Origin of the sequence: Exiguobacterium sp. CH10 (genome assembly GCF_018617635.1) — a bacterium.
In the GTDB taxonomy this organism is placed as follows: domain Bacteria; phylum Bacillota; class Bacilli; order Exiguobacteriales; family Exiguobacteriaceae; genus Exiguobacterium; species Exiguobacterium aestuarii_A.
Genome location: NZ_JACSKO010000002.1, coordinates 460,860 through 487,006, shown reverse-complemented (window position 1 = coordinate 487,006; position 26,147 = coordinate 460,860). Strand labels below are relative to the sequence as shown.

Here is a 26,147-nt window from a genome sequence, read left to right as displayed (position 1 = left end):
TCCTCCCTGTATGTGCATACAGAATCTTATAAAATATATTGGCTGAGGTCTCGATCATCCGCAATCGACCCAACTTTAGCTTGTACATAAGCGGGAGTGATCTCCACGCTTGTTTGCGGCATATCTGCCGCTTCAAATGAAAGATCTTCTAACACGCGCTCCATAATAGTATAAAGGCGACGCGCGCCGATGTCATCGGTCTCACGATTGACATGTGTCGCAATTTTTGCGATTTCTTCAATCGCTTCATGCGTGAATCGGACGGTGATTTCTTCCGATTCCAATAATGCGGTATATTGTTTGATTAACGCCTGAGATGGTTCTGTCAAGATTTTGACGAAGTCCTCTTCCGTCAAGCTGTTCAATTCGACACGAATCGGGAATCGTCCTTGCAACTCTGGAATCAAATCAGACGGTTTGGCCATATGGAACGCTCCAGCTGCGATGAAGAGAACATGATCGGTTTTGACCGGTCCGTACTTCGTGACGACCGTTGACCCTTCGACAATCGGAAGGATATCGCGTTGCACGCCTTCACGAGAGACACCAGCATGGTCTTGCGACTTCGTTGCAATCTTATCGATTTCATCGACGAAGATGATGCCCATCTGTTCACTACGCTGCACCGCTTCATCATGTACTTCGTTCAAATCCAGAAGATTTTCAGCTTCTTCCGCTATGAGGAGCGGTCTCGCTTCACGGACGGTCAATTTCCGTTGCTTCCGTTTCTTCGGAACGATTTGTCCGAGCATATCTTGAAGGTTCGATAACCCTTCCATTCCTTGCCCTTGGAACAAATCCATCGTTTGCTTTTCCTCTAGTTCAACTTCGATGACTCGGTCTTCTAGTTCTCCGAGCTCGAGAAGACGGCGAAGCTGTGCCCGGTCATTCTTTGACGTATCCGTTGTGGATTCAGGCTGTTGTGTCTGCCCACCGAACAACGCCTCAAACGGGTTTGACGCACTCGATGTGGCTTTCGCTTTTCCTTGTAAGGCGTCTAGCAATCGTTCTGTCGCTGCTCGCTCTGCCGGCTCTTTCACGTCTTCTTTCTTCTCTTCTTTCACGAGACGAACAGATGCTTCGACGAGATCTCGCACCATCGACTCAACGTCACGACCGACGTAACCGACTTCCGTAAATTTCGTCGCTTCCACTTTGACGAACGGTGCCCCGACTAATTTCGCTAAACGACGTGCGATTTCGGTTTTCCCGACCCCAGTCGGCCCGATCATCAAAATGTTTTTCGGTGTGACTTCATCACGAAGGTCTGCACTTAATTTCTGACGGCGATAACGATTACGCAATGCAATCGAGACAGCCCGTTTGGCGTCCTTCTGACCGATTACAAACTTGTCCAGTTCCGATACGATTTGTCTTGGTGTCAACTCTCGATTCATTCAGCATCGCCTCCGATCGTTTCTACAATGACTTGATCATTCGTATACACGCAAAGCTCACCGGCAATCTCGAGAGCAGCTCGTGCGATTTCTTCCGCTGACTTCTCAGCGGAATGGCGGACGAGTGCACGTCCTGCTGCGAGCGCGTAATTCCCACCCGAACCGATTGCAAGGATACCGTCATCCGGCTCAATCACTTCTCCATTCCCAGAGACGAGCAGTAAATGGTCAGCATCCATCACAATCAATAGCGCCTCGAGTTGCCGTAAGATTTTATCCCCGCGCCACTCTTTGGCAAGCTCGACCGCAGCACGCGGTAAGTTACCGTTATACATTTCAAGTTTCGATTCAAACTTTTCAAACAATGTGAAAGCATCGGCTACGCTACCTGCAAAACCGGCAACGACTTTCCCGCCGTATAAGCGTCTGACTTTCTTCGCTTTATTTTTCATGATGACGGCATTCCCGAATGTGACTTGGCCATCCCCACTCATCGCGCATTGGCCATTGTGTCGAACTGCAAAAATCGTTGTTGCATGAAACATATCGTAACCTCCTACTTTCTTGGATGTGTCGCTTGATAAATCGAACGTAGTCGTTCAGTCGATACGTGGGTATAGCGTCCTGTCGTCGACAAGGACTCGTGACCGAGCAATTCTTGAACGGCGCGCAAGTCCGCTCCCCGCTCCAATAAGTCCGTTGCAAAGCTATGTCGCAACGAGTGCGGGGTCAATGGCTTATGTACCCCACTGTCTTTTCTCAAACGCTTCATGACATACCGAATTTGGTCTGTTGTCATCCGATTCCCTTTTTGACTCAAAAATAATGCGTTTTCCGTCGGGAGTCCGACGTCTTTCCGTATTTCTACATAGCGCTTCAATGCTTGTACGGCATATTGACCGATTGGAACGTACCGTTCTTTCTTTCCTTTCCCCATCACATGGACGAAAGATAAGACATCGTCAAAGGAAGACAGGTTCATTCCACAAAGCTCTGCGACACGGATTCCCGTTCCATACAACACCTCAATGATGGCGACGTCTCTCGCCTGTAAAAAAGGGTCGTTTTGAATAGAAGCCGCCTCTAACAACCGTTCGACTTCGGACGGGACAGCGAACGTCGGCAAGGACTGTCGCTTTTTCGGTGAAGTCAGGTCATGGAACAATGGCTCTCCCCCATGCTCTCTCGTCATATATTTCCCGAACTGTTTGAGGCAAGATACTTTTTGGGACACCGTAGACGCGGCCAACTGTTTCTCATAAAGGACATATAAATAACGCCGCGCCGTCTGTGCATCATAGGGATCTTGATGCGTCGATTGGCAATATGCGGCGTACTGGTCGAGCGTTTGCTCGTAGGAGCGTTTCGTATGAGGAGACAGTCGACGTTCAATTTGGCAGTAGCGTAAAAATGATTGTCGATCCTCTAAGAATCCCATTTTATCGCCTCCTCGATGACACGTAAAAACGCATGTTCTCGTCAAATCGAAATTAGCATAGCATACAGAATGTATGGTGACAATAGATAGTCGTTCAATAATCTGAAAATTTTCAAAGTATGAAACAAAATACACAATTGAAATTTTATTTCAAAACAAAAGAGCCAAAAATTGGCTCTCCTGTTCAAAGGTCCTTAAACTGTTGAATCGTTTCTAAAGCACGGTTAGCGTATCGCTCGTACCGCTCTTGTTTTTTCATTTTCTTCGGGGCATCCTCTAAAGATGGGACCAATCCGAAGTTCGCATTCATCGGCTGGAAGTGCTTTCCGTCAGCCGTGGTGATGTAGTGCGCCATCGAACCGAGCATCGTTTCACGTGGTAAAACGACGAGCTCTTCTCCTGCAATCATCTTCGCTGCATTGATTCCCGCTAACAATCCAGACGCCGCTGACTCCACGTATCCTTCAACACCTGTCATCTGACCGGCAAAGAATAATGTGTCACGCGTGCGCGCCTGATACGTCGGTTTCAACAAGCTCGGTGAATTGATGAACGTGTTGCGGTGCATGACACCGTAACGAACGATATCTGCATTTTCAAGTCCAGGGATAAGACGGATGATACGCTTCTGTTCGCCCCATTTCAAATGCGTCTGGAAGCCGACAAGATTATAAAGCGTTCCTGCTGAGTTGTCCTGACGAAGTTGAACGACTGCGTACGGACGTTTGCCCGTCTTCGGATCTTCCAAACCGACCGGCTTCATCGGTCCGAAGAGAAGTGTCTTCTTCCCACGCTGGGCCATGACTTCAAATGGCATACAACCTTCGAAGTAAATCTCTTTTTCGAACTCTTTCAATGGAACGACTTCTGCCTTGACCAATTCCTCGTAAAAGACGTCAAACTCTTCTTCTGTCATCGGACAGTTCAAGTAAGCAGCTTCACCTTTATCGTAACGCGACTTCAAGTACACTTTTTCGCGATCGATCGTATCGCCATCTAGAATCGGAGCGGCCGCATCGTAGAAGTAAAGATAATCTTCCCCTGTGAACGCTTTGAGCGATGCCGATAAATCCGGAGACGTCAATGGCCCTGTCGCGACGATGACAATCCCTTCAGGAATTTCTTTTAATTCTTCGGTATGCACCGTGACGTTTTCATGGTTCTTCAACTTCTCAGTGATGAATCCAGCAAACTCATGTCGGTCGACAGCAAGGGCGCCGCCAGCTGGGACGCTTGCTGTGTCTGCCGCTTTCAAGATGAGTGAGTCAAGTGTACGCATCTCTTCTTTCAAGACGCCGACCGCGTTTTGAAGGCCGTTCGCCCGAAGCGAGTTCGAACAAACGAGTTCTGCGAATTGATCCGTGTGGTGCGCCGGTGTTTGACGGACCGGTCTCATTTCATACAAATCTACTTGAATGCCGCGCTTGGCGAGTTGCCAAGCCGCTTCGGAACCGGCCAAGCCGGCTCCGATTACAGTTACACGCTGTTGCAACATTAATCCTCCTCTTGCTGATGTACCTCGGTATGGGTACATTTCGTACATTGATATTTCACGCCGTCTTTAATTTTCTTCTCGACCATCAAACTGTCGCACACTGGGCACGGTTTCGCAACCGGTTTGTCCCATGAGACGAACTCACATTCTGGATAGTTCGAACAGCCATAGAAAAGGCGACCTTTTTTACTACGACGTTCCACGATTTGTCCGTCCTTACAGTCCGGGCAAGGGACACCAATCTCAACTTGAACTGGTTTCGTGTTCGTACAGTTCGGGAAGTTCGAGCAAGCCATAAACTTACCGTATCGACCCATCTTGATGACCATCGGTGAACCACAAACTTCACAGTCGATTCCCGCAGGCTCATCTTTCACTTCAATCTTTTCGATTTCTTCTTCGGCACGCTTCAAGCGTTTCTCAAACGAACGATAGATCGGGGCGACGACTTCCGTCCACTCCACTTCTTTATGCTCAATCGAGTCAAGAAGCGTTTCCATGTCGGCCGTGAACTGGACGGTGATGAAGTCATTGAAATATTCATCTATCATTTCAATGACGAGTTCACCGAGCTCGGTCGGAAGGAACTTCTTCTCTTCTAAAACGACATAGCCACGACGTTGAATCGTGTCAAGTGTAGGCGCATATGTCGACGGGCGACCGATACCGAGCTCTTCCATCGCACGGACGAGTCGTGCTTCCGTGTAACGCGGCGGTGGTTGCGTGAAGTGTTGCTTCGGCTCAATCGCTTCAAAGCTGACCGTGTCCTCGACTTCAAGAGGTGGTAACAAGCCCTCTTTCTCTTGATTCGTATCCTCGATATCATCATCTTTCGACTCGATATACACTTTCATGAAACCTGGGAATTTGACGGTCGAGCCATTCGCACGGAAGATCATTCCGTTCGATTCTACATCGATCTTGACGGTATCGAGTACGGCAGGTGCCATTTGGCTCGCAATCAAACGTTCCCAAATCAATTTATAAAGGCGCAACTGGTCACGAGACAAATAAGGTTTTAAAGAAGCAGGGTCGCGGAGTGCCGATGTCGGACGAATCGCTTCGTGTGCATCTTGTGCGTTTGCCGCTTTCTTTTCCTTTTGCTTCTGTGAGGCGACGTATTCTTCACCGAATGTCGATTCGATGTATTCTTTCGCCTCTCCCTTCGCCAAGTCCGAGATTCGTGTCGAGTCTGTACGCATATACGTAATCAAACCGACCGTCCCCTCTTTCTTACCGAGGTCGATTCCTTCATATAATTGTTGGGCGAGCATCATCGTCTTCTTCGCACGGAAATTCAATTTACGCGCCGCATCTTGTTGCAACGAACTTGTCGTGAACGGCAACGAAGCGTTGCGTTTGCGTTCTTTCTTCGTCACGTCGATGACTTTGAATTCGTCGTTGATGGCATCAAGGACGGCTTGAGCGTCTTCTTCCGACTTCAATTCCATCTTTTTCCCATCTTTTCCGTAAAATGAAGTCTCGAACGTTTCCCCATCATGATTCAAGTCGAGCTTGATCGTCCAATACTCTTCTGGGTCGAACGCATTGATCTCGCGTTCACGGTCGATGATCATCTTCACGGCAACCGACTGAACTCGTCCGGCAGATAGTCCTTTTTTGACTTTCTTCCATAATAACGGACTCATTCCGTATCCGACGAGGCGGTCTAAAATCCGTCGCGCTTGTTGCGCATCGACGAGGTCGTGATTGATTTTACGTGGATGTTTAAATGATTCTTTAATTGCATCTTTTGTGATTTCGTTAAAGACGACACGACATTCAGTCGTTTCATCCACGCCGAGAGCGCGAGCCAAGTGCCAGGCAATCGCTTCCCCTTCTCTGTCGGGGTCGGCTGCGAGAAAGATTTTCGTGGCTTTTTTCGCCGCTGTCTTCAATTCTTTCAATACGGGTCCTTTACCACGGATGGTAATATACTTCGGTTCAAAGTCATGTTCGACGTCTACACCGAGTTGACTCTTCGGTAAATCGATGACGTGTCCCATCGAAGCTTTGACCATATAATTCGGACCTAAATAACGTTTAATTGTTTTTGCTTTCGCAGGTGACTCAACGATCACCAAATATTTTGCCATACATCTGCTCCCCTTTTAGAGGTCATTTAAATCCCTACCATAATATTCATGTTCTCACCGGTTTGTCAACGTACAATCCTGAGATCTCGAATAATTTGATCGGAATTCGTCAATGGAATCGCTCCTTCTTCAATCAATCGATTCGGTCCTTCCGCCAGTGGATCAAGCGGTGAACCTGGTACGGCGAACACCGTCTTTCCCTGCTCTAGTGCGTGTCCAACCGTGTTCATCGTTCCGCTCTTTCGTCTCGCTTGTAAGACAACGAGCGTGTCACCGAGACCGCTCACCAATCGATTTCTTTCCAAAAATTGAAATTTTTGAACAGGTGTGTTTGGGGCATACTCACTCAAGAGAATCCCTTGCTTTGGAATCCGTAAGAGCAACTGTCGATTCGCTGCTGGATAGAGGTTGTTCAGTCCAGCTCCGAGCACTGCCACGGTCGGACGATTCTCATTTACTGCATGATGGTGGACGAGACCATCAATGCCAAGCGCTCCACCCGAAACGGAAACAGTTTCTTCTATTAAAGAGTGATAGTGTTGCACTAACGATTGACTAATTCGATTCAACTCACGACTTCCGACCATCGCGGTCGTTCTTTCTTGTAGTACCTCTAAATCTCCATCGTAAAACAAACAGTACGGCGGGTTGGGAATCTCGAGCAAGCGTTTCGGGAACGTTTCATCTTCCCAAGTGACAAATCGATTAAACGATTCGGACGATCGGAGCGCAGAATGAGCTCGCTTCCAGACATGTGAAGAAAAATGAGTGCGATGTGCTTCTAGCGTTCCGTTCAAATAATGATGCACAAACTCAACCGGAATTCGTGCAGCGGCAAACCGAGCTATTGTTTGATTCATCACAATCTCTCCTTTAAAAAAATGAGGGATGCAAGCATCCCTCATGATTCTTATGTCGTCGGTTGACCCGTGACACACGCTTCGTATAGACCTTCATTTTTCAAGACACGAATCAACGTTTCACCGATGACAGCTGGTGTTTCAGCTACTTCGATTCCATTCGCGTTCAACGTCTTAATCTTTTCAGCAGCCGTCCCTTTACCACCTGAGATGATTGCGCCGGCATGTCCCATACGTTTGCCTTCAGGAGCCGTCTGTCCGCCGATGAAGCCGATGACTGGTTTCGTCATGTTCGCTTTCACCCATTCAGCCGCCTCTTCTTCAGCCGTTCCACCGATTTCCCCGATCATGATGACAGCTTTCGTGTCCTCATCTTCGTTGAACGCCTTGAGCGTATCGATGAAGTTTGTTCCGTTGACTGGGTCTCCCCCGATTCCGACAGCTGTCGATTGACCGATTCCTGCCGTTGTCAACTGATGAACCGCCTCATACGTGAGCGTTCCAGAACGTGACACGATTCCGACATGCCCTTTCGTATGAATATAGCCAGGCATGATTCCAAGTTTTGCTTCTCCTGGAGTGATGATTCCAGGACAGTTCGGTCCAATCAAACGAGCCGGCTTGTCTTCGAGATAGCGTTTCACTTGGATCATGTCCACTACAGGAATGCCTTCAGTGATACAGATGATGAGTTCGATGCCACTGTCCGCTGCTTCCATGATTGAGTCAGCTGCGAAAGCTGGTGGTACGTAGATGATCGATGCGTTTGCACCAGTCGTCTCGACCGCCTCAGAGACTGTGTTGAAGACTGGAACGTTGTCGAGAACAGTCGTACCACCTTTACCTGGTGTTACCCCGCCGACTAATTTCGTGTTATAAGCAAGCATCTGTTCACCATGGAACAAACCTTGCTTCCCTGTAATCCCTTGAATGATGACTTTCGTATCTTTATTCGCCCAAATACTCATGTCGTTTCCCCCTTATCGAACAAGTGCTGCGATTTTTTCCGCACCGTCAGCCATCGAGCTAGCTGTCGTGATCGCAAGTCCAGATTCATCGAGAATGCGCTTCCCGGCATCAACGTTCGTTCCTTCTAAGCGAACGACGAGTGGCAAGTCGAGTCCGATTTCTTTCGTAGCTGCGACAATCCCCTCTGCGATGATGTCACACTTCATGATTCCACCGAAAATGTTAACGAAGATTCCTTTGACTTGGTCATCAGACAAAATCAATTTGAACGCTTCTGTAACTTTTTCTTTTGTCGCACCGCCACCTACATCGAGGAAGTTAGCGGGTTCAGCGCCGTAATGTTTGATGATATCCATCGTTGCCATCGCAAGGCCTGCACCGTTGACAAGGCAACCGATGTTTCCATCAAGTGCGATATAGCTGAGGTCATGTTTTGATGCCTCGACTTCACGTGGATCTTCTTCCGTCGTATCACGAAGCGAAAGGATATCTGAGTGACGATAAAGTGCGTTGCTATCGAAGTTCAACTTCGCATCGAGCGCGATGACGTTTCCGTCTTTCGTCGTGACGAGCGGGTTGATTTCCGCGATTGTGCAATCTGTCTCGACATATACTTTGTACAACTTCATGACCATGTCACTGAACTTGTTCACAAGTTTCGTCGGGACTTCCATTTTGAATGCGAGACGACGTGCTTGGAATGGACGCAAGCCCACAACCGGATCGACGATCTCTTTATGAATCTTCTCAGGTGTATGTTCAGCGACTTCCTCGATGTCCATACCACCTTCTGATGAACCCATGATGACAATTCGGCCGATCGAACGGTCAAGCACGAGTCCTAAGTAAAATTCTTGGTCAATCGCAGAACCTTCTTCGATATAGAGACGCTGGACAACTTTTCCTTCCGGACCTGTTTGGTGTGTCACGAGCGTTTTTCCGAGAATCTCTGTCGCGTATTGCTTCACTTCTTCATCTGTCTTCGCAAGTTTGACGCCACCTGCTTTACCGCGGCCACCTGCGTGGATTTGAGCTTTTACAACTTTCAACTCACCGTCAAGCTTAGCAGCTGCTGCTACAGCTTCTTCAACAGTAAAGGCTGGATAACCCGTCGGAACGGCTACCCCAAACTCTCTTAGCAATTCTTTCGCCTGATACTCATGGATATTCATATGTTTTCCCCCTTAGTCCCCTTTAATATCGGCACGTCTATTGTAACGAAAAACTGAAAGCGCTGTCTATCGTTCTTGCTTTAAGTTTTCATCTTTTTTTCACATATAACCCTAGACAAATCAAATTTTATCTTGTTCCATCTGATAAAGAAAGACAAAAAGTTCGGCAATGACTTGATAAACGTCCTCCGGAATCTGCTCTTCGATGTTTAATGCTGAGAGTAAGGATAGGAGTGCCGGGTCCTCATGAACAGGAATTCCGTTCGCTTGAGCAATCTCAAGCATCCGCTCAGCGACAATCCCCGTCCCTTTCGCCACGACGTGCGGGGCATCCATTGATTGCTCATATGACAGAGCGATTGCTTTCTTTGGATCGTTCATATTTGGAGATCCACCTTTCCGAGAGGCGCAAATGTTTCTGGCACACGCTCACGCTTTGCTTCGTATGAAAAAGAAGACAGATCGAAATCGACGCGTTTCAACCCTTCTTTTAGAAGCGGTTCGTATGTACGGACGTATGGACTCAAATCATGTTGCTCATTAAATACCCGAACGGATACATACCGTTTTTGAATCAACACATCGATTCCCGTTTCGCCGAATCGTGGCGTTTCAAGAAACAAGACGATTCGGGCATGATCAGAATCAATCGCCTCTCGTTTTGGTGCTTCTAAACGAAGTTGAACGTTTTCAAATGGACCTAAATGCGGTATGTGAAATGCTTGAGCGACGAATGGAGGGCTTTGGGTCGCATTGAACGCTTCCTGAGCTCGCACGAACTGCTCGAACTTCGGCTCGCCTTTCGCTTTGAAAAGTTCGCCGACGAGCGCCTTTACATCAGACCCCGCTCCGTTCTCTAGCATCGTTTTCCCGGCTGTCTTGACCGATTCTGGTGTCGGAATCGGTTCACGTATGAAACGGGCAAGTTGTTCCCCTAATGTCTGGAGAGGTGATTTGGAAGCCACGAGCGCTTCTGTCGCTTGTGGGATGACTTTCAAGACGAGCTTCGGCTCGACGTCCGTGACGACCATCTTATACGTCACGTTCTCTTTCACGTTCGCATTGACACCGACCCGGAATATTCCTTGCGGCAACTGCATGACTGCCTCGTTGCCGGGCAGAAGTTGTAGCACCTTACCGACAATCGTATTCCCGAGCAAAAGCGGTCGCGACGTCTGTTCGGTCACTTTGAACGGTAAAACTCCTTGATGATCGATGCGCAACGCCATCACTCCTTTCACATATGCTTGATCGGGGCGAATGTACGACGATGGATCGGTGTCACCCCGTAGCGTCTCAACCCTTCTAAATGAGCCTCTGTCCCATACCCGGCATTATTCGCAAACCCGTAACCGGGATACGTCCGGTCGTATTCTTCCATCATCCGGTCCCGGACGACCTTAGCGACGACACTCGCCGCAGCGATTGAGACGCTGAGCGTGTCTCCTTTAATCAAGGACTGCTGAGGAATGTCGAGGTCCAGTTTCATGGCGTCAATCAATAAAGCATCGACCTCCCCGACTTGACGAATCGCCTCCATCATCGCAAGTTTCGTCGCCTCATAGATGTTGACCTCATCGATTACCGCAGGATCGACGATTCCGACACCGATTTCCGCGACTTCCATGATGTGTTCGTATGCCGTGTCTCTCGCCGTTTTCGACATTTTCTTCGAATCGTCCAACCCCGCCATATAAAACCCTTCCGGTAGCAAGACGGCAGCTGCCACGACCGGTCCTGCGAGCGGTCCACGCCCAACCTCATCGACTCCGACAATTCGAGTGAACCCTTGCGTCTTCCATTCACGTTCATACGTCATCCGACGCTCGAAATCCTCTTGTAATGCTTGTTCTCGCTCGAATTGGCGCTCTTTTTGCCGAAGCAACGTTTGCACACCTGCTCGGGGGTCTTGTGACAAGGTTGGGTAGATTTGTACCCATTCTTCATATCGGATGTCCGCTAGTTGTTGTTTAATCTGTTGAATCGTCACGTTCTTCCTCCTATTCAAAAAAAGCCCTGTTTACACAGGACTTTACGCCATTTCATGGTCAGCCGGTGTCTCAAGCGAGATCCGTCCGATTTTTTCATGCCGTAGTTCGTTCAAAAGTAGCTCGCTCGCCTTCTCAAAATCGACGTAACCGCCACTGATGAGACCACGCTTTTTCCCGATCATCTCAAGGAGTTCCACGCCGTCCTCCGGTAACGTTTCGAGTTTGAACCGTTCCTTTAATTGTTCCGGATAACGAGCATGCAACTCACGAACCGTATACAAGGCGATATCATCTAAATTGAGAATCTCGTCTTTGATGGCGCCGGTCGCGGCTAGACGATATCCGACGAGTTGGTCCTCAAACTTCGGCCACAGAATACCCGGCGTGTCTAAGAGCTCCATCTCGCCACCTTTCATCTTGATCCACTGTTGACGCTTCGTCACACCCGGTCGGTCGCCTGTGATGGCGATGTTACGACCTGCGAGACGGTTGATGAGCGTCGACTTCCCGACGTTCGGGATTCCGATGATGAGCGCACGAATCGGGCCAGGGTTACGTCCCTTTTCACGCATGCGGTCATGTTTTTCTTGCATCAACTTTTGCGCGCCTGTGATGAGCTGTTTCAAGCCTTTGCTATGCTTCGCATCAACCGCGACGACTTCGACCTCTTCTCGCTTCAGAGCACGTAACCACGCGTCCGTCACGACAGGGTCGGCCATGTCCGCCTTGTTGAGGACGATGAGTCTTGGCTTACCAGCCGTAATCTCGTCGACCATCGGGTTACGACTCGATTGTGGCACACGTGCATCCACGAGCTCGATGACGACATCGATCAATTTTAATTTTTCAGTAACTTGTCTTCTTGCTTTGGCCATGTGGCCAGGAAACCATTGAATTGCCAAAAAAGCACCACCTTAATCTTCTACCGTGCCAACATCGTCGAGCGGCCAGAAGATGAAGTTCGTCTTACCGACAATCTCCTCTTTCGACACAAATCCGATTTCACGACTGTCCTTCGAGTTTTGACGGTTGTCTCCCATGACGAAGTATGAATCTTCAGGGACGACTGACTCGCCTGTCACTTGTTCAAGCGTGAAGTTCTCCGTCAGCGGGAACCCGTTCATCTGTGCGCGGAACTCGTCTAAATACGGTTCTTCTACCGCTTCACCGTTAATATAGAGCACGTCATCTCGATATTCGAGCGTGTCGCCTGGAATGGCGATGACACGTTTAATATAATCTTTTGATTCTGTCGCATGGAATACGACGATATCACCTCGGTCTAGCTCACCAACATAGTTCGAAATTTTACTGACGATCATTCGATCCGCATTGTGGAGTGTCGGCATCATCGACTCCCCTTCAACGATGACAGGAACGAAGATGAACGTCCGGATGACGAACGCGATGACAAGAGCGACAACGATGGCTTTGAGCCAACTAAACACTTCTTTCAACTTCACTCACTCCTCTATCCATTTGAACTTATTGTACTAGAAAAAAAGAAGCTTGTCGCAAGCGACAAGCTTAATTCCCATCTTAACGACGGATTTCTTTAATACGTGCTGCTTTACCGCGAAGGTTACGGAGGTAGTAAAGTTTCGCACGGCGAACTTTACCGTAGCGTACGACTTCGATTTGTGCAACGCGTGGTGAGTGAAGCGGGAATGCACGCTCAACACCTACGCCGTAAGAAATCTTACGGACTGTGAATGTTTCGCTGATGCCGCCACCTTTACGCTTGATTACAACACCTTCGAAGATCTGGATACGCTCACGCGTTCCCTCTACAACTTTAACGTGGACACGTACTGTGTCACCAGGACGGAAAGCAGGTACGTCCGATTTGAATTGTTCTTCTGTGATTTCACGGAACAGTTTTTGTGTGTTCATGAATCATATCTCCTTTTTCTTCAATGTTCATATCTTCATATGCCCAAGCATCCAATAGCGGAACATCGGTAATCGATGGGTTTAACCCACATGCTCAAACATAGCATATATTTCTCAATCGCGCAACGATTGGAGAAACTTTTTATCATCTTCTGTCAGCTCGAGTTGCTCGAGTAAATCCGGTCGACGTCGATACGTTCGCTCGAGTGATTGTTCACGTCGCCACGTCTCGATGCGGGCGTGATTGCCAGAAAGGAGGACGTCCGGTACTTTCAACCCACGAAAATCGGCAGGTCGTGTATAGTGCGGATATTCCAGTAGACCGGTTGAGAACGAATCGTCCTCATGGCTCGCCTGATCGCCGAGGACGTCCGGGAGCAGTCTCACCGTCGCATCGATCATCACCATCGTCGCAAGCTCGCCACCCGTCAAGACAAAGTCGCCAATCGACACTTCGTCTGTCGCCAGTTCATCGTGTATGCGTTGGTCGAATCCTTCATAATGCCCACACAAAAAGATCAGGTGTTCTTCCCGTGCCCATTCTTCCGCCATCTGCTGATTAAACGGCTTTCCGGTCGGTGTCGTAAGGATGACACGTGGTGACTTTGCCTCGATCGAGTCAAACGCATCGAAGATCGGTTGTGGGGTAAGCAACATGCCCGCCCCTCCCCCGTACGGATAATCGTCAACCTTATGATGCTTGTTCGTTGAAAAATCCCGGAAATTGATGAACGACATATCCACTTGCCCGAGCGCTTTCGCGCGGCCGACGATGGAATGGTCGAGCGTCTTGAACATGTCCGGGAATAACGTCAACACATCAATCTTCATCGTCAATCATTCCGGGAATCGGGGTGATGACGACACGTTTCGCTTCGACATCAATCTCTTTAACGACCGATTCGATATAAGGGATGAGGGCGTCCGATTTACCCGGGCGTTTGATGACCCATACGTCGTTCGCACCCGTCTCAAAGATATCATCGATCATACCAATCGACTCACCATCAACGATTGCCTCACAACCGATAATCTCATGATAGTAATATTCGTTTTCCGAAAGATCATGGACGTGTTCGGCATGAACATATAACTTCAAGCCTTTATATCTCTCAATGAGGTTGATATTCTCAAACCCTTTGAACGTGACGAGATGGAACTGCTTATGCGGACGATACGTCGTGATCGTCATCTCTTGTTTCGTTCCGTCCACGTCAAGGAACAACGTGTTCCCTTTTTTAAATCGTTCTTCCGGAAAATCTGTCGCCGCCAAAATTTTCACTTCCCCTTTAAGGCCGTGCGTGTTGGCGATTTTCCCAACGTATAACCAATCCATTTCGCGTTCCCTCCTCAACAAAATAGGCCGACCTCAGAAAAGGTCGGCCACATCATTACTTCGCGTTTTTCGCGTTGTGGAATTTCTCCATGATCCCTGCTTTAGAGAACAAGTTACGTACTGTGTCAGATGGCTTCGCGCCGTCTGCCAACCATTTGAGAGCGAGTTCTTCGTTGATGCGAACTTCAGCTTCTGGTTTTGCAACCGGGTTGTAGTGACCAACTTGCTCGATGAAGCGACCGTCACGTGGTGAACGTGAGTCTGCTACAACGATACGGTAGAAAGGTGATTTTTTTGCGCCCATGCGCTTAAGACGAATTTTAACTGCCATGGTAATATACCTCCATCATGTGTTTAAGAATTGACAACTTTTATAGTATACAGCTTTTTTGTCCGACTGACAAAAGTTTTTGTTAGAAGAACGGAAGACCTAAGCCCTTTTTCTTCCCTTTCATTTGTCCTGACATTTGCTTCATCAGCTTCTTCATGTCATCGAACTGTTTGATGAGACGGTTCACTTCTTGAATCGAGCGACCGCTCCCTTTTGCGATCCGCTTCCGACGACTCGCATTGAGCACTTCCGGGTTGGCGCGCTCATGTTTTGTCATCGAGCGAATGATCGCTTCGACGTGATCGAGTTGTTTCTCGTCGATTTGGACGTTTTTCAACCCTTTCATCTTACCTGCACCAGGTAACATCGAAAGTAATTCATCAATCGGGCCCATGTTTTTCACTTGACCCAACTGTTCAATGAAATCATCGAACGTGAATGACGCGTCACGAATTTTGCTTTCTAGCTCTCTCGCTGCGTCTTGGTCCATCTGTGTTTCGGCTTTTTCAATGAGCGAGAGCACGTCCCCCATTCCAAGGATCCGTGACGCCATGCGTTCTGGATGGAATGGTTCGAGGGCATCCAACTTTTCGCCGAGACCGACGAATTTAATCGGCGCTCCCGTGACTGCCTTGATCGAAAGGGCTGCCCCGCCTCGTGTATCTCCGTCGAGCTTTGTGAGCACGACCCCGGTGATTCCGAGTTTCTCATTGAAACTGTCGGCCACATTGACCGCATCTTGACCTGTCATCGAGTCGACGACAAGGAAGATTTCATTTGGTTTGGCAATCGTCTTCACATTTTCGAGCTCACCCATGAGCGTCTCGTCGATATGAAGGCGACCCGCCGTATCGATCAACACGAAATCGTGATGATTTGTTTTTGCGTACTCGAGTGCTTTCGTCACAATCTCTTCCGGTTTCACTTGATCGCCAAGTGAGAAGACCGGTAAATCGAGTTGTTTCCCGAGTGTCTCGAGCTGCTTGATTGCCGCCGGACGATAAATATCCGCCGCGACGAGAAGTGGACTGCGGTTATGCTTTTTGCGAATCAAGTTCGCTAGCTTCCCGGTCGTTGTCGTCTTACCTGCCCCTTGCAGACCGACCATCATGACGACTGTCGGTGGTTTCTGACTGAATGAGATCGGGACGACATCGCTTCCCATCAAATTCGTCAACTCTTCGTGAACGATTTTGACGACTTGTTGACCTGGCGTCAATGATTTCATGACATCCTGACCAACCGCACGTTCTTTCACGTCATTGATGAATTGCTTGACCACTTTAAAGTTGACGTCGGCTTCTAGTAAGGCGAGGCGAACCTCACGCATCATCTCTTTGACATCAGCTTCAGAGATTTTCCCTTTACCGCGCATCTTTGAAAGCGTCGATTGCAACCGTTCTGATAATCCTTCAAATGCCATGCTCCAGCCCCCTACTCTAAATTCTCAAGCGCAGAAATCGTAGCCTGCACGTCATCCGTGAGCTCGACTTGACGTTTGAGGGTCTGAAGAAGTTGCTGACGCTGTTCGAATTTTTCGAATAGAGCGAGCTTTTCCTCGTACTGTTCAAGCATCGTTTCTGTACGCTTTATGTTATCGTAGACCGCTTGACGGCTGACTTCAAACTCTTCCGCTATCTCTCCGAGCGAGTAGTCATCTAGGTAATAAAGAGACATATAGTTGCGCTGTTTCGGTGTGAGGAGCGCTTGATAGAAATCGATGAGATAGTTCATGCGATTCGTTTTTTCGAGCGTCAAACCTTTCACCTCCACATGTTAAGTGAAATCCCTTTACAACTACCAATAGTACAGCCGTGCCTAGTACTTGTCAAGTTTTTTTCTTAACAGTAAAACTTAGGCGAGGTCTTTGTTTGTGTCCTCATTTTCAGTCGAGTCCTCTTCTGATTTGTCCTCAAAAACGTCTCCGAACAACCCGAGGACGAACTGCTCTGGGTCAAACTCTTGCAAATCGTCCATCTTCTCCCCGAGACCGACATATTTGACCGGAATATCGAGTTCATTTCGAATCGCGAGAACAATCCCACCTTTTGCTGTACCGTCGAGTTTCGTCAAGACGATTCCGCTCACGTTCGTCGCTTCTTTGAACGCTTTCGCTTGAATCATAGCGTTTTGTCCGGTCGTTGCATCTAATGCAAGTAAGACCTCATGTGGTCCGTTCGGGACTTCTCGTTCGATGACCCGTTTCACTTTTTCGAGTTCTTTCATTAAGTTCACTTTATTTTGAAGGCGTCCAGCCGTGTCACAAATGAGAACGTCCATGTTACGTGACTTCGCAGATTGAACTGCATCGTATACGACGGCAGCCGGGTCAGACCCTTCCGTTTGACGAATGACCGGTACTCCGACGCGTTCGCCCCATACTTGAAGTTGCTCGATCGCTCCTGCACGGAATGTATCTCCTGCCGCGAGCATGACGTTACGACCTTCCGATTTCAATTGATGCGCCAATTTTCCGATCGTCGTCGTCTTTCCGACACCGTTCACACCGACAAACAAGATGACTGTGAGTCCGTCTTGCATGTTCAGTTCACGGTCAGATTCGTCTTCCTGAAGGCGTTTCGCCACCACTTCAACGAGAGCATCTCGAACAGCGACCGGGTCTTTCAAGTTGCGTCGTTTCACTTCTTCTTTCAAGTCTTCGACAAGGTCCATCGTCGTCGTGACGCCGACATCCGCTTGGATGAGCAAATCTTCGAGTTCATCGAAGAAGTCCTCATCCACCTCGCGAAAACGATAAACGAGGTCGTTGACGGCACTCGCAAATCCGTCACGCGTTTTCGTCAATCCGTCTGTAAACTTCTGTGACACCTCTTGGGTAGATGTCGTTAATTTTTCTTTTAATTTCTTGAAAAAACTCAACGTGATTCCTCCATCTCTTCATCCATTTCTACGACGCGTTTTGCTTCAGATAGTTCGACCGATAATACTTCGGACACCCCGTTCTGTTGCATCGTGACGCCATAAAGCGTATCTGCCGCTTCCATTGTACCTTTTCGGTGCGTGATGATGACAAATTGCGTGTCGATTGAGAGCGTGCGAATATATTCCCCGAACCGGTGTACGTTCGCCTCATCAAGTGCCGCTTCGACTTCATCGAGGACACAGAATGGTACCGGACGCGTTTTCAAAATCGCAAACAGTAAAGCGATTGCCGTGAGTGCACGCTCTCCTCCAGACAACAGACTGAGCGTCTGTAGCTTTTTACCAGGCGGTTTGGCGACGATTTCAATCCCTGTATTCAACAAGTCGGACTCATCAACCAATTTCAAATCGGCTTCGCCCCCACCGAATAACTCGGTGAACGTCTGTTTGAAGTGTGCCCGCACGTTCGTATACGTCTCTTTGAAAAGACGTGTCACTTCACGGTCCATCTCGGCGATGATCTCATACAAATCTTCTTTCGCACTGACCAAGTCATCCCGCTGTTCAGACAAGAACGTAAAGCGCTCATGAACGCTATCGAATTCCTCAATCGCATTCAAGTTAACCGGTCCAATCTCTTCAATTTGACGAACGAGCAATTTGAACTCTTCTTTCGCCTCCTCAAGAGGAATCTCAAGCGCCGGTAAAAGTTCTGCAACGAGCCCGTGTTCCTCTAACGCATCGAGCTTCCACTGTCGTTTTAATTCGAACTCTTGTTTCGCCGTCTCTAGTTTTCGAACGACCGCTTCCGCCTGACGCCGTGCTTCCGTTGCCTGATCGACGCGCTGACGCATGATGCGGTACGCCTCCTCGTTTGACTTGAGCGTTGCCGTCATCTCTTGAAGTCGCCCTTGAATGTGGGTGAATTCAAGTTTGGCCGTAGCGAGCGTCTCTTCTAACTCGGCAGATGAGACGACTTCCCCACTGTCGAGTCGCGTAAGTTCACGATTCATCTGATCGGTCCGGTCCTGTAGACGTTTCCGTTCAGTCGTCAAGCGCTCCACTTCATAGCGAACCCGTTCTTCTTCGAGAGTATGGCGTTGTAGGTCGAGCTCGTTTTGACGAAGCATCGCTTCAAGTTGCCCCGTACTTTCGGCACTTTTTGCCTGTTCGGCACGAAGCGACTCTAGACGAACACGAATGTCCGCTTGCTCTTTATCCGTATCTGCCAACGTTTTCGTCAAACGTTCGAGCTCGGCTGTCGACGTCTCAATCGTTTTCTCATAACGCAGCATCTCATGATCGAACAGTTCAAGTTGTGACTTGGCATCAAGCGAGGCGCGTTCGGCGGTACGGTAAGCAGCTTCGACCTCTCGAAGCGATCCTTCGACGGTACGTTTCTCGTCTCGTAGCGTTGATAATTCTTCAGTGATTGTCTTCAACGCTTCCGTGTATTCTTGAAGACGTTGTTTTTGCTCATGAAGCATCGCAAGCCCTTGCGTCAATCCTTGTTTCAAGTCGTCTAACTCACGCGATTGTGTGAACAAGGCCACACCTTGCTTACGACTACCACCGGTCATCGAACCACCGACGTTCACGATGTCACCCTCAAGCGTGACGACGCGGAAACGGTATCCGGTCATTTGCGCAATCCGGTTCGCGACTTCTAACGTCTCGGCGACGAGCACTGAACCGAGAAGTGATTTTTTCAACGTTTCGAACGACTCGTCCGTCTCGACTAAATCAGATGCCACCCCGACAAATCCGCTCATCGACTCGAGACGATGTAAGACCTCAGTCGGTACGAACCTTGGTTTGATGGTCGTCATCGGTAAGAACGTCGCGCGACCTGCGTTCGCTTTGCGCAATCGATCGATTTCATGACGTCCGACTGTCTCGTCTTTGACGACGACATGTTGTTGCGTCTGTCCGAGAGCCGTCTCGATTGCGGCTTCATACGAAGGACGAACGCGAATCAGTTCAGCGACGGCACCAAGCACACCTGAAGAACGGTCTTTCAATACAAACTTGACCGCATGGAAATACCCTTCATACGATTGCTTCATCCGTTCGAGCATCTCAATCCGATCTTCCGTCTTTTGACGACGACGTTCGAGGTCATAGTAAGACGTCTCTGCCCGTGTCAACTTTTCACGGATCGTCGTCTCTTGGTCACGAAGTTCCGCTTCTTTTTTACTTAGTAATTCGAAACGACCTTGCACATCTTCATATCGTTCCCGTGTCGCTTCGAGTGTTGCTTCTTGTGAAGACCGATCATCAAGACGATGTTTGTTCTCACGAAGGAGACGTTCTTTCGACTCGATGGCGACATCGATATCCCGTTGCTCCCGCTTTTGTTGGTTACTGATTGTCGCTCGCGTTGTCGCGAGTTCGAACGCCTCACTTTGTAACGCTTCGATTTCGGCATTGAAATCACGCGAGGCGGCTGTCAATTGTTGTTGAAGCGCATCTCTCGCCTCAGTCGTTTGTCGCAACGTATCTACTTTTTTAGACAATTCATCACGAACGACCACCAGTCGAGTCTCTAGCTCTTCCATCTCGGCGCTGACTTCTTCACGTTGACGGACGAGACGCTCTTTCATCTCGGCTCCATGCTCTTCTTGTGCTTTCGCGAGCTTGATGTCACCCGTCAAGCGCTCGACATACGTCGACTGTTCGCGCTCTTTCTGGTTCATCTCGGATAACTCTTCACGAAGGGTCGATAGCGTAGCCTCGAGTTGAGTACGTTCCTCCGTGAGGTGTTGTACAGAACGATCGCAATCCGATAATTGCTTGATCGATTCTGTATGACGTACCGTCACTTGTTCAATTTCTTGTTGGAGCAACTGAATTTCGGCACCCATAATCCCCGTCTCGAGCTCGTCATGACGGGCTTTTGCCACTTTATATTCCCGAGCGAGCGCAGCCTGCTCACGAAGCGGTTCCACCCGGTCAGCCAACTCAAATAAAATGTCGTCGACACGTGACAAGTTCAATTCGGTATCTTGCAATTTACGCTCAGCCTGTTTTTTACGCTGGCGATACTTGAGGACACCTGCCGCCTCTTCGATGACGGCACGACGATCTTCCGGCTTCCCGGAAATGACTTGCTCGACTCGACCTTGCCCGATAATCGCGAACGCATCACGGGAAAGACCTGTGTCTAAAAAGAGATCAATGACGTCTTTTAGACGACATGGTTTTTTATTCATAAAATAGTCGCTGTCCCCACTTCGGGTCACGCGACGGGTCACACTCACTTCCTCATAAGGAAGACGTAACTGTTCGTCGCGATTATCAAGGACGAGCGTGACCTCCGCGACGTTTCGGTGATTCTCACCTTCACTCCCGGCAAAGATGACGTCTTCCATCTTGGCACCGCGAAGTGATTTGGCCGACTGTTCTCCAAGTACCCAGCGAACAGCGTCCGATATATTGGATTTCCCGCTTCCGTTCGGCCCTACTACAGCCGTGACGCCGGGACGGAAATCTAATTCAATTCGCTTGGCAAATGATTTAAAGCCAGCGAGTTCGATTCGTTTTAAGTGCATCGTGACCATCCTATCCGCAGTAAGCATTCATCTGTATATTTTACCACAGTTAACAGTTCGTCAAAATGCCAGAATCATGCTATTCTTAAAAGAACTGTAGAAAGGGGAATACAGATGACGAATGAACAGATGATTGAAGCGATTTTGGACAAAATGAACATTATTAACCGCGGTGCAATCAAGGCGGAAGAATATAATGCGGCTGACCCATCAGCGGTGAAAGAGATTTACGAGTACGTAATGACACGTTCTTCCCTCTCTTTATCGGAAGTCGACGGGATTGTCGAAGAACTCGGTCAATTGACATGAAAAAGGAGTGGAACCATTGTGAATGGTCCACTCCTTTTTGTTTATAGATCAGCGTAACGTCGATTGAACGCGATGAGCGCTTCTTTAGCAGCCAACTGCTCGGCTTCTTTTTTTGAGCGTCCAACTCCCTCCCCGACGATGTCGTCGCTGAGACGTGCATGGGCAACGAATTCACGGCTGTGCGCCGGTCCTCGCTCCTCGATGATTTCATAAGTGACCGGACCTAAGCCTTCCCGTTGCACACTTTCCTGCAACTGACTCTTGAAATCGGTCTGTTCTTCAAATACACCCGCTAAGACTTTCGGAAAAACCGCTTCGGCGAGGAATCGTTCGACTGCCTCAATCCCTTGGTCTAAATAAAGAGCACCGATATAGGATTCGAAGACATCGGCAAGTAGTGCCGGACGTTTTCGTCCACCGGTCAACTCTTCACCTTTTCCAAGCAAGATGAAGTCAGAGAAAGCATAGGCCTCCGCAAAATTCACGAGTGACGGTTCGCAAACGATCGCCGCCCGTAATTTCGTTAATTCCCCCTCGGAGCGCTCCGGATAAGTCTCATATAGGAAGCGGGATACGGTCAACTCTAACACGGCATCCCCTAAAAATTCTAAGCGTTCATTGTCTTTTCGTAGTCCACGTTGTTCATTCACATAAGAAGAGTGTGTGAACGCCTGCATGAGCAAGTCGTGATTCGAAAACTGAACGTCTAAACGCTCTTCTAATGACTTGAATAATTCTAAGATGCGTGCCCGTTCCATTTCCTGACGCCGGCGACGCTGCGCCGACCCTTGACGGTCAAACCGTCGTTTGTCTTTTGTCATAGTTCCCTCCATGAATAAGCACAAGCCCACCGCTCGAAACCGAGCGGTGGGATGGCTTGATTACACTTTTGTTTCGATATACGCTACTACGTCGCCAACAGTCGCGAGCTTCTCAGCGTCTTCGTCTTCAATCGTGATGTCGAATTTGTCTTCGAGGTCCATCACCATTTCCATTACTTCAAGCGAGTCAGCGCCAAGGTCGTCCTTGAACGATTTCTCTGCAGTGATCTCAGAAATGTCTTTCCCGAGCTTCTCTGCTACTGCTTCTTGTACGTCTACTAAAATTTGTTCTTTTGTCATGATAAAATCCCTCCAAAGGTAAGTATATTAAATGTCTGTCTATTGGTAAAGTTCTCTTTTACGCCATCGTCATGCCGCCATCGACGGCAATCGTCTGACCCGTCACGTAAGCGGCTTGTTCAGATGCTAAGAATGAGACGAGGTTCGCCACATCTTCGACTTGTCCGAAACGATTGAACGGAATTTGCTCGAGTGTAGCGTTCCGCTGTTCATCTGTCAAGGCATCAGTCATATCGGTTTGAATAAAACCAGGACAAACGGCATTGACCGTCACATGACGACTTGCGAGTTCGCGTGCCACTGATTTCGTCAACCCAATCAATCCTGCTTTTGCAGCCGCATAGTTGGCTTGTCCGGCATTTCCTGTAATCCCGACGACTGAGGCGATATTGATGATTCGCCCCGATTTTGATTTGAGCAACGATCGTGTGACCGCTTGCGATGTGAGGAACGCGCCTTTCAAGTTCGTCGATAAGACGTCATTGAAGTCCGCTTCTTTCATCCGCATGAGTAACCCGTCACGTGTGATGCCTGCATTGTTCACAAGACAATCGACGCGTCCGTACGTATCGACCGTCGTCTTGACGAGCGCTTTAACGTCGTCAGCGTTTGAGACGTCCGCCTTCACGGCCGTAGCATCGCCACCTGCTTCAATGATGGCCGCCACGACAGCGTTTGCTTTTTCTTCACTACCCGAGTAATTCACGACGACTCGGAAGCCGTCTTCCCCTAAACGTTTCGCGATGGCCGCACCGATTCCACGGGACGCGCCAGTCACGATCGCTACTTGATCATGCACGAACTTCTCCTCCTAACGAGGCGACTTCTTCCAACGTGGTCGCCTTTTGAATCGATACATTCGAATCGATTCGTTTAATCAACCCAGAAAGTGGTGACGATGGACCGAATTCGATGAACGTGTCCACCCCGTCTGCAATCGCTTTTCGAACACATTCTTCAAAACGAACCGACGAATACAGTTGTTTCGTCAACAACGCTTTCAGATGTTCGGGATCACGATGCACAGCCGCATCCACGTTCGAGATGAAATCGACAGACGCTTCTTGGAACGGTGATGAGGCGAGGACATCTTGGAAACGTGTCGCCACCGGCATCATATATGAACTGTGGAACGCACCGGAGACGTTTAACGGCAATACCCGTTTCGCGCCGGCTGCCTTCAGTTCTACACTCGCCTGTTCGACCGCATCGATTTGCCCGGAAATGACAAACTGACCAGGGCAATTCAAGTTAGCGATTTGAACCAAGTCCCCACTCGCACTAATTTTTTCAGTGATATGAAGCGCTTCTTGTAAATCGGTCATTCCGACGACTGCCGCCATCGTCCCGTCTTTTACAGAAGACATCAAATTACCACGTTCTCGAACGAGCACGGTCGCCTCTTCTAAATCGATGACCCCCGCTGAGACGAGCGCCGCATACTCTCCTACGCTATGTCCGATGACGACATCCGGTGTCGCACCGTTTGCCGCATAGGCTTGTGCAAGCAACGAGGCATGTGCCACGATTGCTGGTTGTGCGACTTCTGTTTCTTGTAGGTCTTCTTTCGACCCGGCAGACATGACTTCAAGAAGGTCAAATCCGAGTCGACGCCCGATTGCCTGAAGGGCTTCAGGTTGGTCTAAAAAGGTCTGTCCCATTCCAACGGCTTGAGAGCCTTGTCCTGGGAACACCCATGCTACTTTCCCCATGTCCTCACCTGCTTTCGCTTAGTCTATCGCTTTGGCACGCTTGATTTTATCGACGACATCGTGGTCTACCATGATTTTCGCCTGTTTCAACGCACTCGCAATCGCAAGTGCGTCGCTCGATCCATGTGCCTTGATGACAGGCGCATTGATCCCGAATAATCCGGCTCCCCCATGTTCACGATAATCAAGCGTTTCTTTCAATCGTCTTAATTTCGGTTTTAAGATGAGAGCGGCAAGTTTTGATACAAGGTTGCTCGTAAATTGTTCTTTCATCATCTTCATGAGCATCGCTGAGGATCCTTCTACACCTTTTAACAAGATGTTTCCTGCAAATCCTTCTGTCACGATGACGTCCACGTCTCCTGACATCGCTTCTCGCGCTTCGACATTCCCGACAAAGTGGACAGGGGCCTGTTCAAGGAGGGGGAACGCTTCTTTCGTGAGCGCATTTCCTTTTCCGGCTTCCGTCCCGATATTGAGAAGGGCGACACGCGGTGTTTTGATGCCACGGACATGTTCTGCATACAGTGAACCCATGATCGCATAATCCACAAGATGTTCGGCTTTCGCATCCGGATTCGCTCCGACATCCAGCACGACGACACCGCTACCTGTATATGTAGGGAACGTCGGAGATAATGCCGGACGCTCGATTCCTGGGATCCGTCCGATGACGAAGAGAGACGCTGCCATCAAGGCGCCGGTGTTCCCGGCAGACACGAGAGCATCCGCTTTCCCCTCTTTAACAAGGTTTGCCGCTACGACGAGCGAGCTGTCCTTTTTGCGGCGGACCGCACGAACAGGCTCATCCTCACCTGTAATGATTTCACTTGCTGGAACGACCGTCACACGAGGATCGTCAAGTCCGTAAGAGGCAATTTTAACCTCGTCACCGACTAGAAAAAGCTCCATCGGTTCATTCGGATATTGTTCAACGAACCGTTTCACACCTTCTACGATCGCTTTCGGTGCGTGATCGCCACCCATTGCATCAATTGCTAATTTCATGCTTGTTCCTCCTCACCACGTCGGTAAATCGTGAAGTCGCCTTCAAAGACGCGTTCCTCACCGACATAACTTTCGACCGTGACGTCTGTTCTCCCGTCCCCTCTTAGCTTCATCACACGAGCCTTGGCAACGACTCGCTCTCCAAGATGGACCTGGCGACTAAACCGGATTTCCGCTTTAGTGGTCAACGCCAATTCATCATTGATGAGCGCCACCGCTAACGAGTTGGCTTGCGCGAACAGGACGTGCCCACGTGCAATCTCATTGCGGCTAAAGACGTGTTCTTTTTCTATATCGAGGACAGAAATCGCAGAGTCATCGAGTTTCAAGTCAATCATATCACCGATGACCTCGCTCATTGAAAGCGATTTGACTTCATCGAGGTGCTCGGAAGCCACATGTTTGATTCGTTCCCTCACTTCCGGAATTTTTAATTCCATCCGGTCGAGCCGAATCGTCTGGATGCTGACGGAAAACTGTTTTGATAGTTCTTCGTCTTTGATGAACGGGTTGCGCTCAATCGTTTCTTGTAACAAGCGTTGCCGCTCTTTCTTAGGTACCCGCATTCAGTTCCCTCCTAAACTA

28 protein-coding genes are annotated in these 26,147 nt (G+C 49.0%); 1 reads left to right on the top strand and 27 read right to left on the bottom strand.

Translation table 11 applies throughout. The features are described from left to right. Positions 1 to 26: 26 nt before the first annotated feature. The 21 genes from hslU to smc form a co-directional block, all read right to left on the bottom strand. The gene (hslU, locus tag KNP04_RS09275; RefSeq protein WP_214875451.1) at positions 27 to 1,397 is read right to left on the bottom strand and encodes an ATP-dependent protease ATPase subunit HslU; all 1,371 of its coding nucleotides are present in this window, start codon (positions 1,395 to 1,397) and stop codon (positions 27 to 29) included. Next, entirely contained in the window at positions 1,394 to 1,942 is a 549-nt protein-coding gene (gene hslV / locus KNP04_RS09270; RefSeq protein ID WP_074034743.1) for an ATP-dependent protease subunit HslV, read from the bottom strand. The genes hslU and hslV overlap by 4 nt, the downstream gene beginning before the upstream one ends. An 11-nt stretch (positions 1,943 to 1,953) precedes the next feature. After that, on the bottom strand, positions 1,954 to 2,835 hold the full coding sequence (locus tag KNP04_RS09265; protein WP_214875448.1) for a tyrosine-type recombinase/integrase: 882 nt from the start codon (positions 2,833 to 2,835) through the stop codon (positions 1,954 to 1,956). A 184-nt stretch (positions 2,836 to 3,019) separates the two neighbouring features. Further along, on the bottom strand, positions 3,020 to 4,330 hold the full coding sequence (trmFO, locus tag KNP04_RS09260; protein WP_214875446.1) for an FADH(2)-oxidizing methylenetetrahydrofolate--tRNA-(uracil(54)-C(5))-methyltransferase TrmFO: 1,311 nt from the start codon (positions 4,328 to 4,330) through the stop codon (positions 3,020 to 3,022). Beyond that, positions 4,330 to 6,426, bottom strand: coding sequence for a type I DNA topoisomerase (topA, locus tag KNP04_RS09255; RefSeq protein WP_214745468.1), 2,097 nt, complete (start codon positions 6,424 to 6,426; stop codon positions 4,330 to 4,332). The genes trmFO and topA overlap by 1 nt, the downstream gene beginning before the upstream one ends. Before the next feature lie 65 nt (positions 6,427 to 6,491). After that, entirely contained in the window at positions 6,492 to 7,286 is a 795-nt protein-coding gene (gene dprA / locus KNP04_RS09250; RefSeq protein ID WP_214875444.1) for a DNA-processing protein DprA, read from the bottom strand. A gap of 50 nt (positions 7,287 to 7,336) precedes the next feature. Further along, the gene (gene sucD, locus KNP04_RS09245) at positions 7,337 to 8,254 is read right to left on the bottom strand and encodes a succinate--CoA ligase subunit alpha (RefSeq protein ID WP_074034760.1); all 918 of its coding nucleotides are present in this window, start codon (positions 8,252 to 8,254) and stop codon (positions 7,337 to 7,339) included. Between the two features lie 12 nt (positions 8,255 to 8,266). After that, complete coding sequence (gene sucC / locus KNP04_RS09240) at positions 8,267 to 9,427, bottom strand: ADP-forming succinate--CoA ligase subunit beta (protein ID WP_074034761.1); 1,161 nt, start codon at positions 9,425 to 9,427, stop codon at positions 8,267 to 8,269. Between the two features lie 120 nt (positions 9,428 to 9,547). Further along, positions 9,548 to 9,808 carry an EscU/YscU/HrcU family type III secretion system export apparatus switch protein gene (locus KNP04_RS09235; protein ID WP_074034763.1) on the bottom strand — a complete coding sequence of 87 codons (261 nt, stop codon included), beginning with the start codon at positions 9,806 to 9,808 and terminating at the stop codon, positions 9,548 to 9,550. Then, positions 9,805 to 10,656 carry a hypothetical protein gene (locus KNP04_RS09230; protein WP_251129895.1) on the bottom strand — a complete coding sequence of 284 codons (852 nt, stop codon included), beginning with the start codon at positions 10,654 to 10,656 and terminating at the stop codon, positions 9,805 to 9,807. Before KNP04_RS09230 ends, KNP04_RS09235 begins: the two co-directional genes overlap by 4 nt. Before the next feature lie 8 nt (positions 10,657 to 10,664). Then, complete coding sequence (locus KNP04_RS09225) at positions 10,665 to 11,417, bottom strand: ribonuclease HII (RefSeq protein WP_214875440.1); 753 nt, start codon at positions 11,415 to 11,417, stop codon at positions 10,665 to 10,667. A 42-nt stretch (positions 11,418 to 11,459) separates the two neighbouring features. Then, a complete protein-coding gene (gene ylqF / locus KNP04_RS09220) occupies positions 11,460 to 12,320 on the bottom strand; it encodes a ribosome biogenesis GTPase YlqF (protein WP_214745483.1) in 861 nt (286 codons plus the stop codon). 12 nt (positions 12,321 to 12,332) lie between these two features. Continuing rightward, complete coding sequence (lepB, locus tag KNP04_RS09215) at positions 12,333 to 12,875, bottom strand: signal peptidase I (protein ID WP_074034770.1); 543 nt, start codon at positions 12,873 to 12,875, stop codon at positions 12,333 to 12,335. Between the two features lie 82 nt (positions 12,876 to 12,957). Further along, positions 12,958 to 13,311: a 50S ribosomal protein L19 gene (gene rplS, locus KNP04_RS09210; RefSeq protein ID WP_015881369.1), complete on the bottom strand. Its 354-nt coding sequence runs from the start codon at positions 13,309 to 13,311 to the stop codon at positions 12,958 to 12,960. 114 nt (positions 13,312 to 13,425) lie between these two features. Further along, positions 13,426 to 14,142, bottom strand: a complete 717-nt coding sequence (gene trmD, locus KNP04_RS09205; protein WP_214875438.1) for a tRNA (guanosine(37)-N1)-methyltransferase TrmD — start codon at positions 14,140 to 14,142, stop codon at positions 13,426 to 13,428. Continuing rightward, entirely contained in the window at positions 14,132 to 14,647 is a 516-nt protein-coding gene (gene rimM, locus KNP04_RS09200) for a ribosome maturation factor RimM (RefSeq protein WP_214875436.1), read from the bottom strand. The genes trmD and rimM overlap by 11 nt, the downstream gene beginning before the upstream one ends. Before the next feature lie 55 nt (positions 14,648 to 14,702). Further along, complete coding sequence (gene rpsP / locus KNP04_RS09195) at positions 14,703 to 14,978, bottom strand: 30S ribosomal protein S16 (RefSeq protein ID WP_015881366.1); 276 nt, start codon at positions 14,976 to 14,978, stop codon at positions 14,703 to 14,705. An 82-nt stretch (positions 14,979 to 15,060) separates the two neighbouring features. Then, positions 15,061 to 16,401: a signal recognition particle protein gene (gene ffh, locus KNP04_RS09190; protein WP_214875434.1), complete on the bottom strand. Its 1,341-nt coding sequence runs from the start codon at positions 16,399 to 16,401 to the stop codon at positions 15,061 to 15,063. Between the two features lie 11 nt (positions 16,402 to 16,412). Further along, positions 16,413 to 16,736: a putative DNA-binding protein gene (locus KNP04_RS09185; protein WP_074034780.1), complete on the bottom strand. Its 324-nt coding sequence runs from the start codon at positions 16,734 to 16,736 to the stop codon at positions 16,413 to 16,415. 96 nt (positions 16,737 to 16,832) lie between these two features. After that, the gene (gene ftsY, locus KNP04_RS09180; protein WP_074034782.1) at positions 16,833 to 17,858 is read right to left on the bottom strand and encodes a signal recognition particle-docking protein FtsY; all 1,026 of its coding nucleotides are present in this window, start codon (positions 17,856 to 17,858) and stop codon (positions 16,833 to 16,835) included. Beyond that, positions 17,855 to 21,412: a chromosome segregation protein SMC gene (smc, locus tag KNP04_RS09175; protein ID WP_214875432.1), complete on the bottom strand. Its 3,558-nt coding sequence runs from the start codon at positions 21,410 to 21,412 to the stop codon at positions 17,855 to 17,857. Before smc ends, ftsY begins: the two co-directional genes overlap by 4 nt. A 114-nt stretch (positions 21,413 to 21,526) precedes the next feature. Between smc and KNP04_RS09170 the strand changes: the two genes are divergently transcribed. Continuing rightward, the gene (locus KNP04_RS09170) at positions 21,527 to 21,721 is read left to right on the top strand and encodes a DUF1128 family protein (RefSeq protein ID WP_015881361.1); all 195 of its coding nucleotides are present in this window, start codon (positions 21,527 to 21,529) and stop codon (positions 21,719 to 21,721) included. Positions 21,722 to 21,762: 41 nt separating this feature from the next. Here the strand turns inward: KNP04_RS09170 and rnc are convergent, their stop codons facing one another. The 6 genes from rnc to fapR form a co-directional block, all read right to left on the bottom strand. Beyond that, the gene (rnc, locus tag KNP04_RS09165; protein WP_214693956.1) at positions 21,763 to 22,479 is read right to left on the bottom strand and encodes a ribonuclease III; all 717 of its coding nucleotides are present in this window, start codon (positions 22,477 to 22,479) and stop codon (positions 21,763 to 21,765) included. Positions 22,480 to 22,602: 123 nt separating this feature from the next. Then, complete coding sequence (acpP, locus tag KNP04_RS09160; RefSeq protein ID WP_074034794.1) at positions 22,603 to 22,842, bottom strand: acyl carrier protein; 240 nt, start codon at positions 22,840 to 22,842, stop codon at positions 22,603 to 22,605. Positions 22,843 to 22,900: 58 nt separating this feature from the next. Continuing rightward, a complete protein-coding gene (gene fabG / locus KNP04_RS09155) occupies positions 22,901 to 23,641 on the bottom strand; it encodes a 3-oxoacyl-[acyl-carrier-protein] reductase (RefSeq protein WP_214691798.1) in 741 nt (246 codons plus the stop codon). After that, the gene (fabD, locus tag KNP04_RS09150) at positions 23,634 to 24,554 is read right to left on the bottom strand and encodes an ACP S-malonyltransferase (RefSeq protein WP_214745501.1); all 921 of its coding nucleotides are present in this window, start codon (positions 24,552 to 24,554) and stop codon (positions 23,634 to 23,636) included. Before fabD ends, fabG begins: the two co-directional genes overlap by 8 nt. 18 nt (positions 24,555 to 24,572) lie before the next feature. Beyond that, positions 24,573 to 25,562, bottom strand: a complete 990-nt coding sequence (gene plsX / locus KNP04_RS09145; RefSeq protein WP_214875424.1) for a phosphate acyltransferase PlsX — start codon at positions 25,560 to 25,562, stop codon at positions 24,573 to 24,575. Next, complete coding sequence (gene fapR / locus KNP04_RS09140; protein WP_074034802.1) at positions 25,559 to 26,128, bottom strand: transcription factor FapR; 570 nt, start codon at positions 26,126 to 26,128, stop codon at positions 25,559 to 25,561. Before fapR ends, plsX begins: the two co-directional genes overlap by 4 nt. Positions 26,129 to 26,147 lie beyond the last annotated feature (19 nt).

Excerpts from the sequence above, each read along its gene's own strand:
- hslU (WP_214875451.1), bottom strand. The coding sequence starts at position 1,397 with ATGAATCGAGAGTTGACACCAAGACAAATCGTATCGGAACTGGACAAG.
- hslV (WP_074034743.1), bottom strand. The coding sequence starts at position 1,942 with ATGTTTCATGCAACAACGATTTTTGCAGTTCGACACAATGGCCAATGC.
- KNP04_RS09265 (WP_214875448.1), bottom strand. The coding sequence starts at position 2,835 with ATGGGATTCTTAGAGGATCGACAATCATTTTTACGCTACTGCCAAATT.
- trmFO (WP_214875446.1), bottom strand. The coding sequence starts at position 4,330 with ATGTTGCAACAGCGTGTAACTGTAATCGGAGCCGGCTTGGCCGGTTCC.
- topA (WP_214745468.1), bottom strand. The coding sequence starts at position 6,426 with ATGGCAAAATATTTGGTGATCGTTGAGTCACCTGCGAAAGCAAAAACA.
- dprA (WP_214875444.1), bottom strand. The coding sequence starts at position 7,286 with ATGAATCAAACAATAGCTCGGTTTGCCGCTGCACGAATTCCGGTTGAG.
- sucD (WP_074034760.1), bottom strand. The coding sequence starts at position 8,254 with ATGAGTATTTGGGCGAATAAAGATACGAAAGTCATCATTCAAGGGATT.
- sucC (WP_074034761.1), bottom strand. The coding sequence starts at position 9,427 with ATGAATATCCATGAGTATCAGGCGAAAGAATTGCTAAGAGAGTTTGGG.
- KNP04_RS09235 (WP_074034763.1), bottom strand. The coding sequence starts at position 9,808 with ATGAACGATCCAAAGAAAGCAATCGCTCTGTCATATGAGCAATCAATG.
- KNP04_RS09230 (WP_251129895.1), bottom strand. The coding sequence starts at position 10,656 with ATGGCGTTGCGCATCGATCATCAAGGAGTTTTACCGTTCAAAGTGACC.
- rplS (WP_015881369.1), bottom strand. The coding sequence starts at position 13,311 with ATGAACACACAAAAACTGTTCCGTGAAATCACAGAAGAACAATTCAAA.
- trmD (WP_214875438.1), bottom strand. The coding sequence starts at position 14,142 with ATGAAGATTGATGTGTTGACGTTATTCCCGGACATGTTCAAGACGCTC.
- rimM (WP_214875436.1), bottom strand. The coding sequence starts at position 14,647 with ATGGATTGGTTATACGTTGGGAAAATCGCCAACACGCACGGCCTTAAA.
- rpsP (WP_015881366.1), bottom strand. The coding sequence starts at position 14,978 with ATGGCAGTTAAAATTCGTCTTAAGCGCATGGGCGCAAAAAAATCACCT.
- ffh (WP_214875434.1), bottom strand. The coding sequence starts at position 16,401 with ATGGCATTTGAAGGATTATCAGAACGGTTGCAATCGACGCTTTCAAAG.
- smc (WP_214875432.1), bottom strand. The coding sequence starts at position 21,412 with ATGCACTTAAAACGAATCGAACTCGCTGGCTTTAAATCATTTGCCAAG.
- KNP04_RS09170 (WP_015881361.1), top strand. The coding sequence starts at position 21,527 with ATGACGAATGAACAGATGATTGAAGCGATTTTGGACAAAATGAACATT.
- rnc (WP_214693956.1), bottom strand. The coding sequence starts at position 22,479 with ATGGAACGGGCACGCATCTTAGAATTATTCAAGTCATTAGAAGAGCGT.
- acpP (WP_074034794.1), bottom strand. The coding sequence starts at position 22,842 with ATGACAAAAGAACAAATTTTAGTAGACGTACAAGAAGCAGTAGCAGAG.
- fabD (WP_214745501.1), bottom strand. The coding sequence starts at position 24,554 with ATGGGGAAAGTAGCATGGGTGTTCCCAGGACAAGGCTCTCAAGCCGTT.
- plsX (WP_214875424.1), bottom strand. The coding sequence starts at position 25,562 with ATGAAATTAGCAATTGATGCAATGGGTGGCGATCACGCACCGAAAGCG.
- fapR (WP_074034802.1), bottom strand. The coding sequence starts at position 26,128 with ATGCGGGTACCTAAGAAAGAGCGGCAACGCTTGTTACAAGAAACGATT.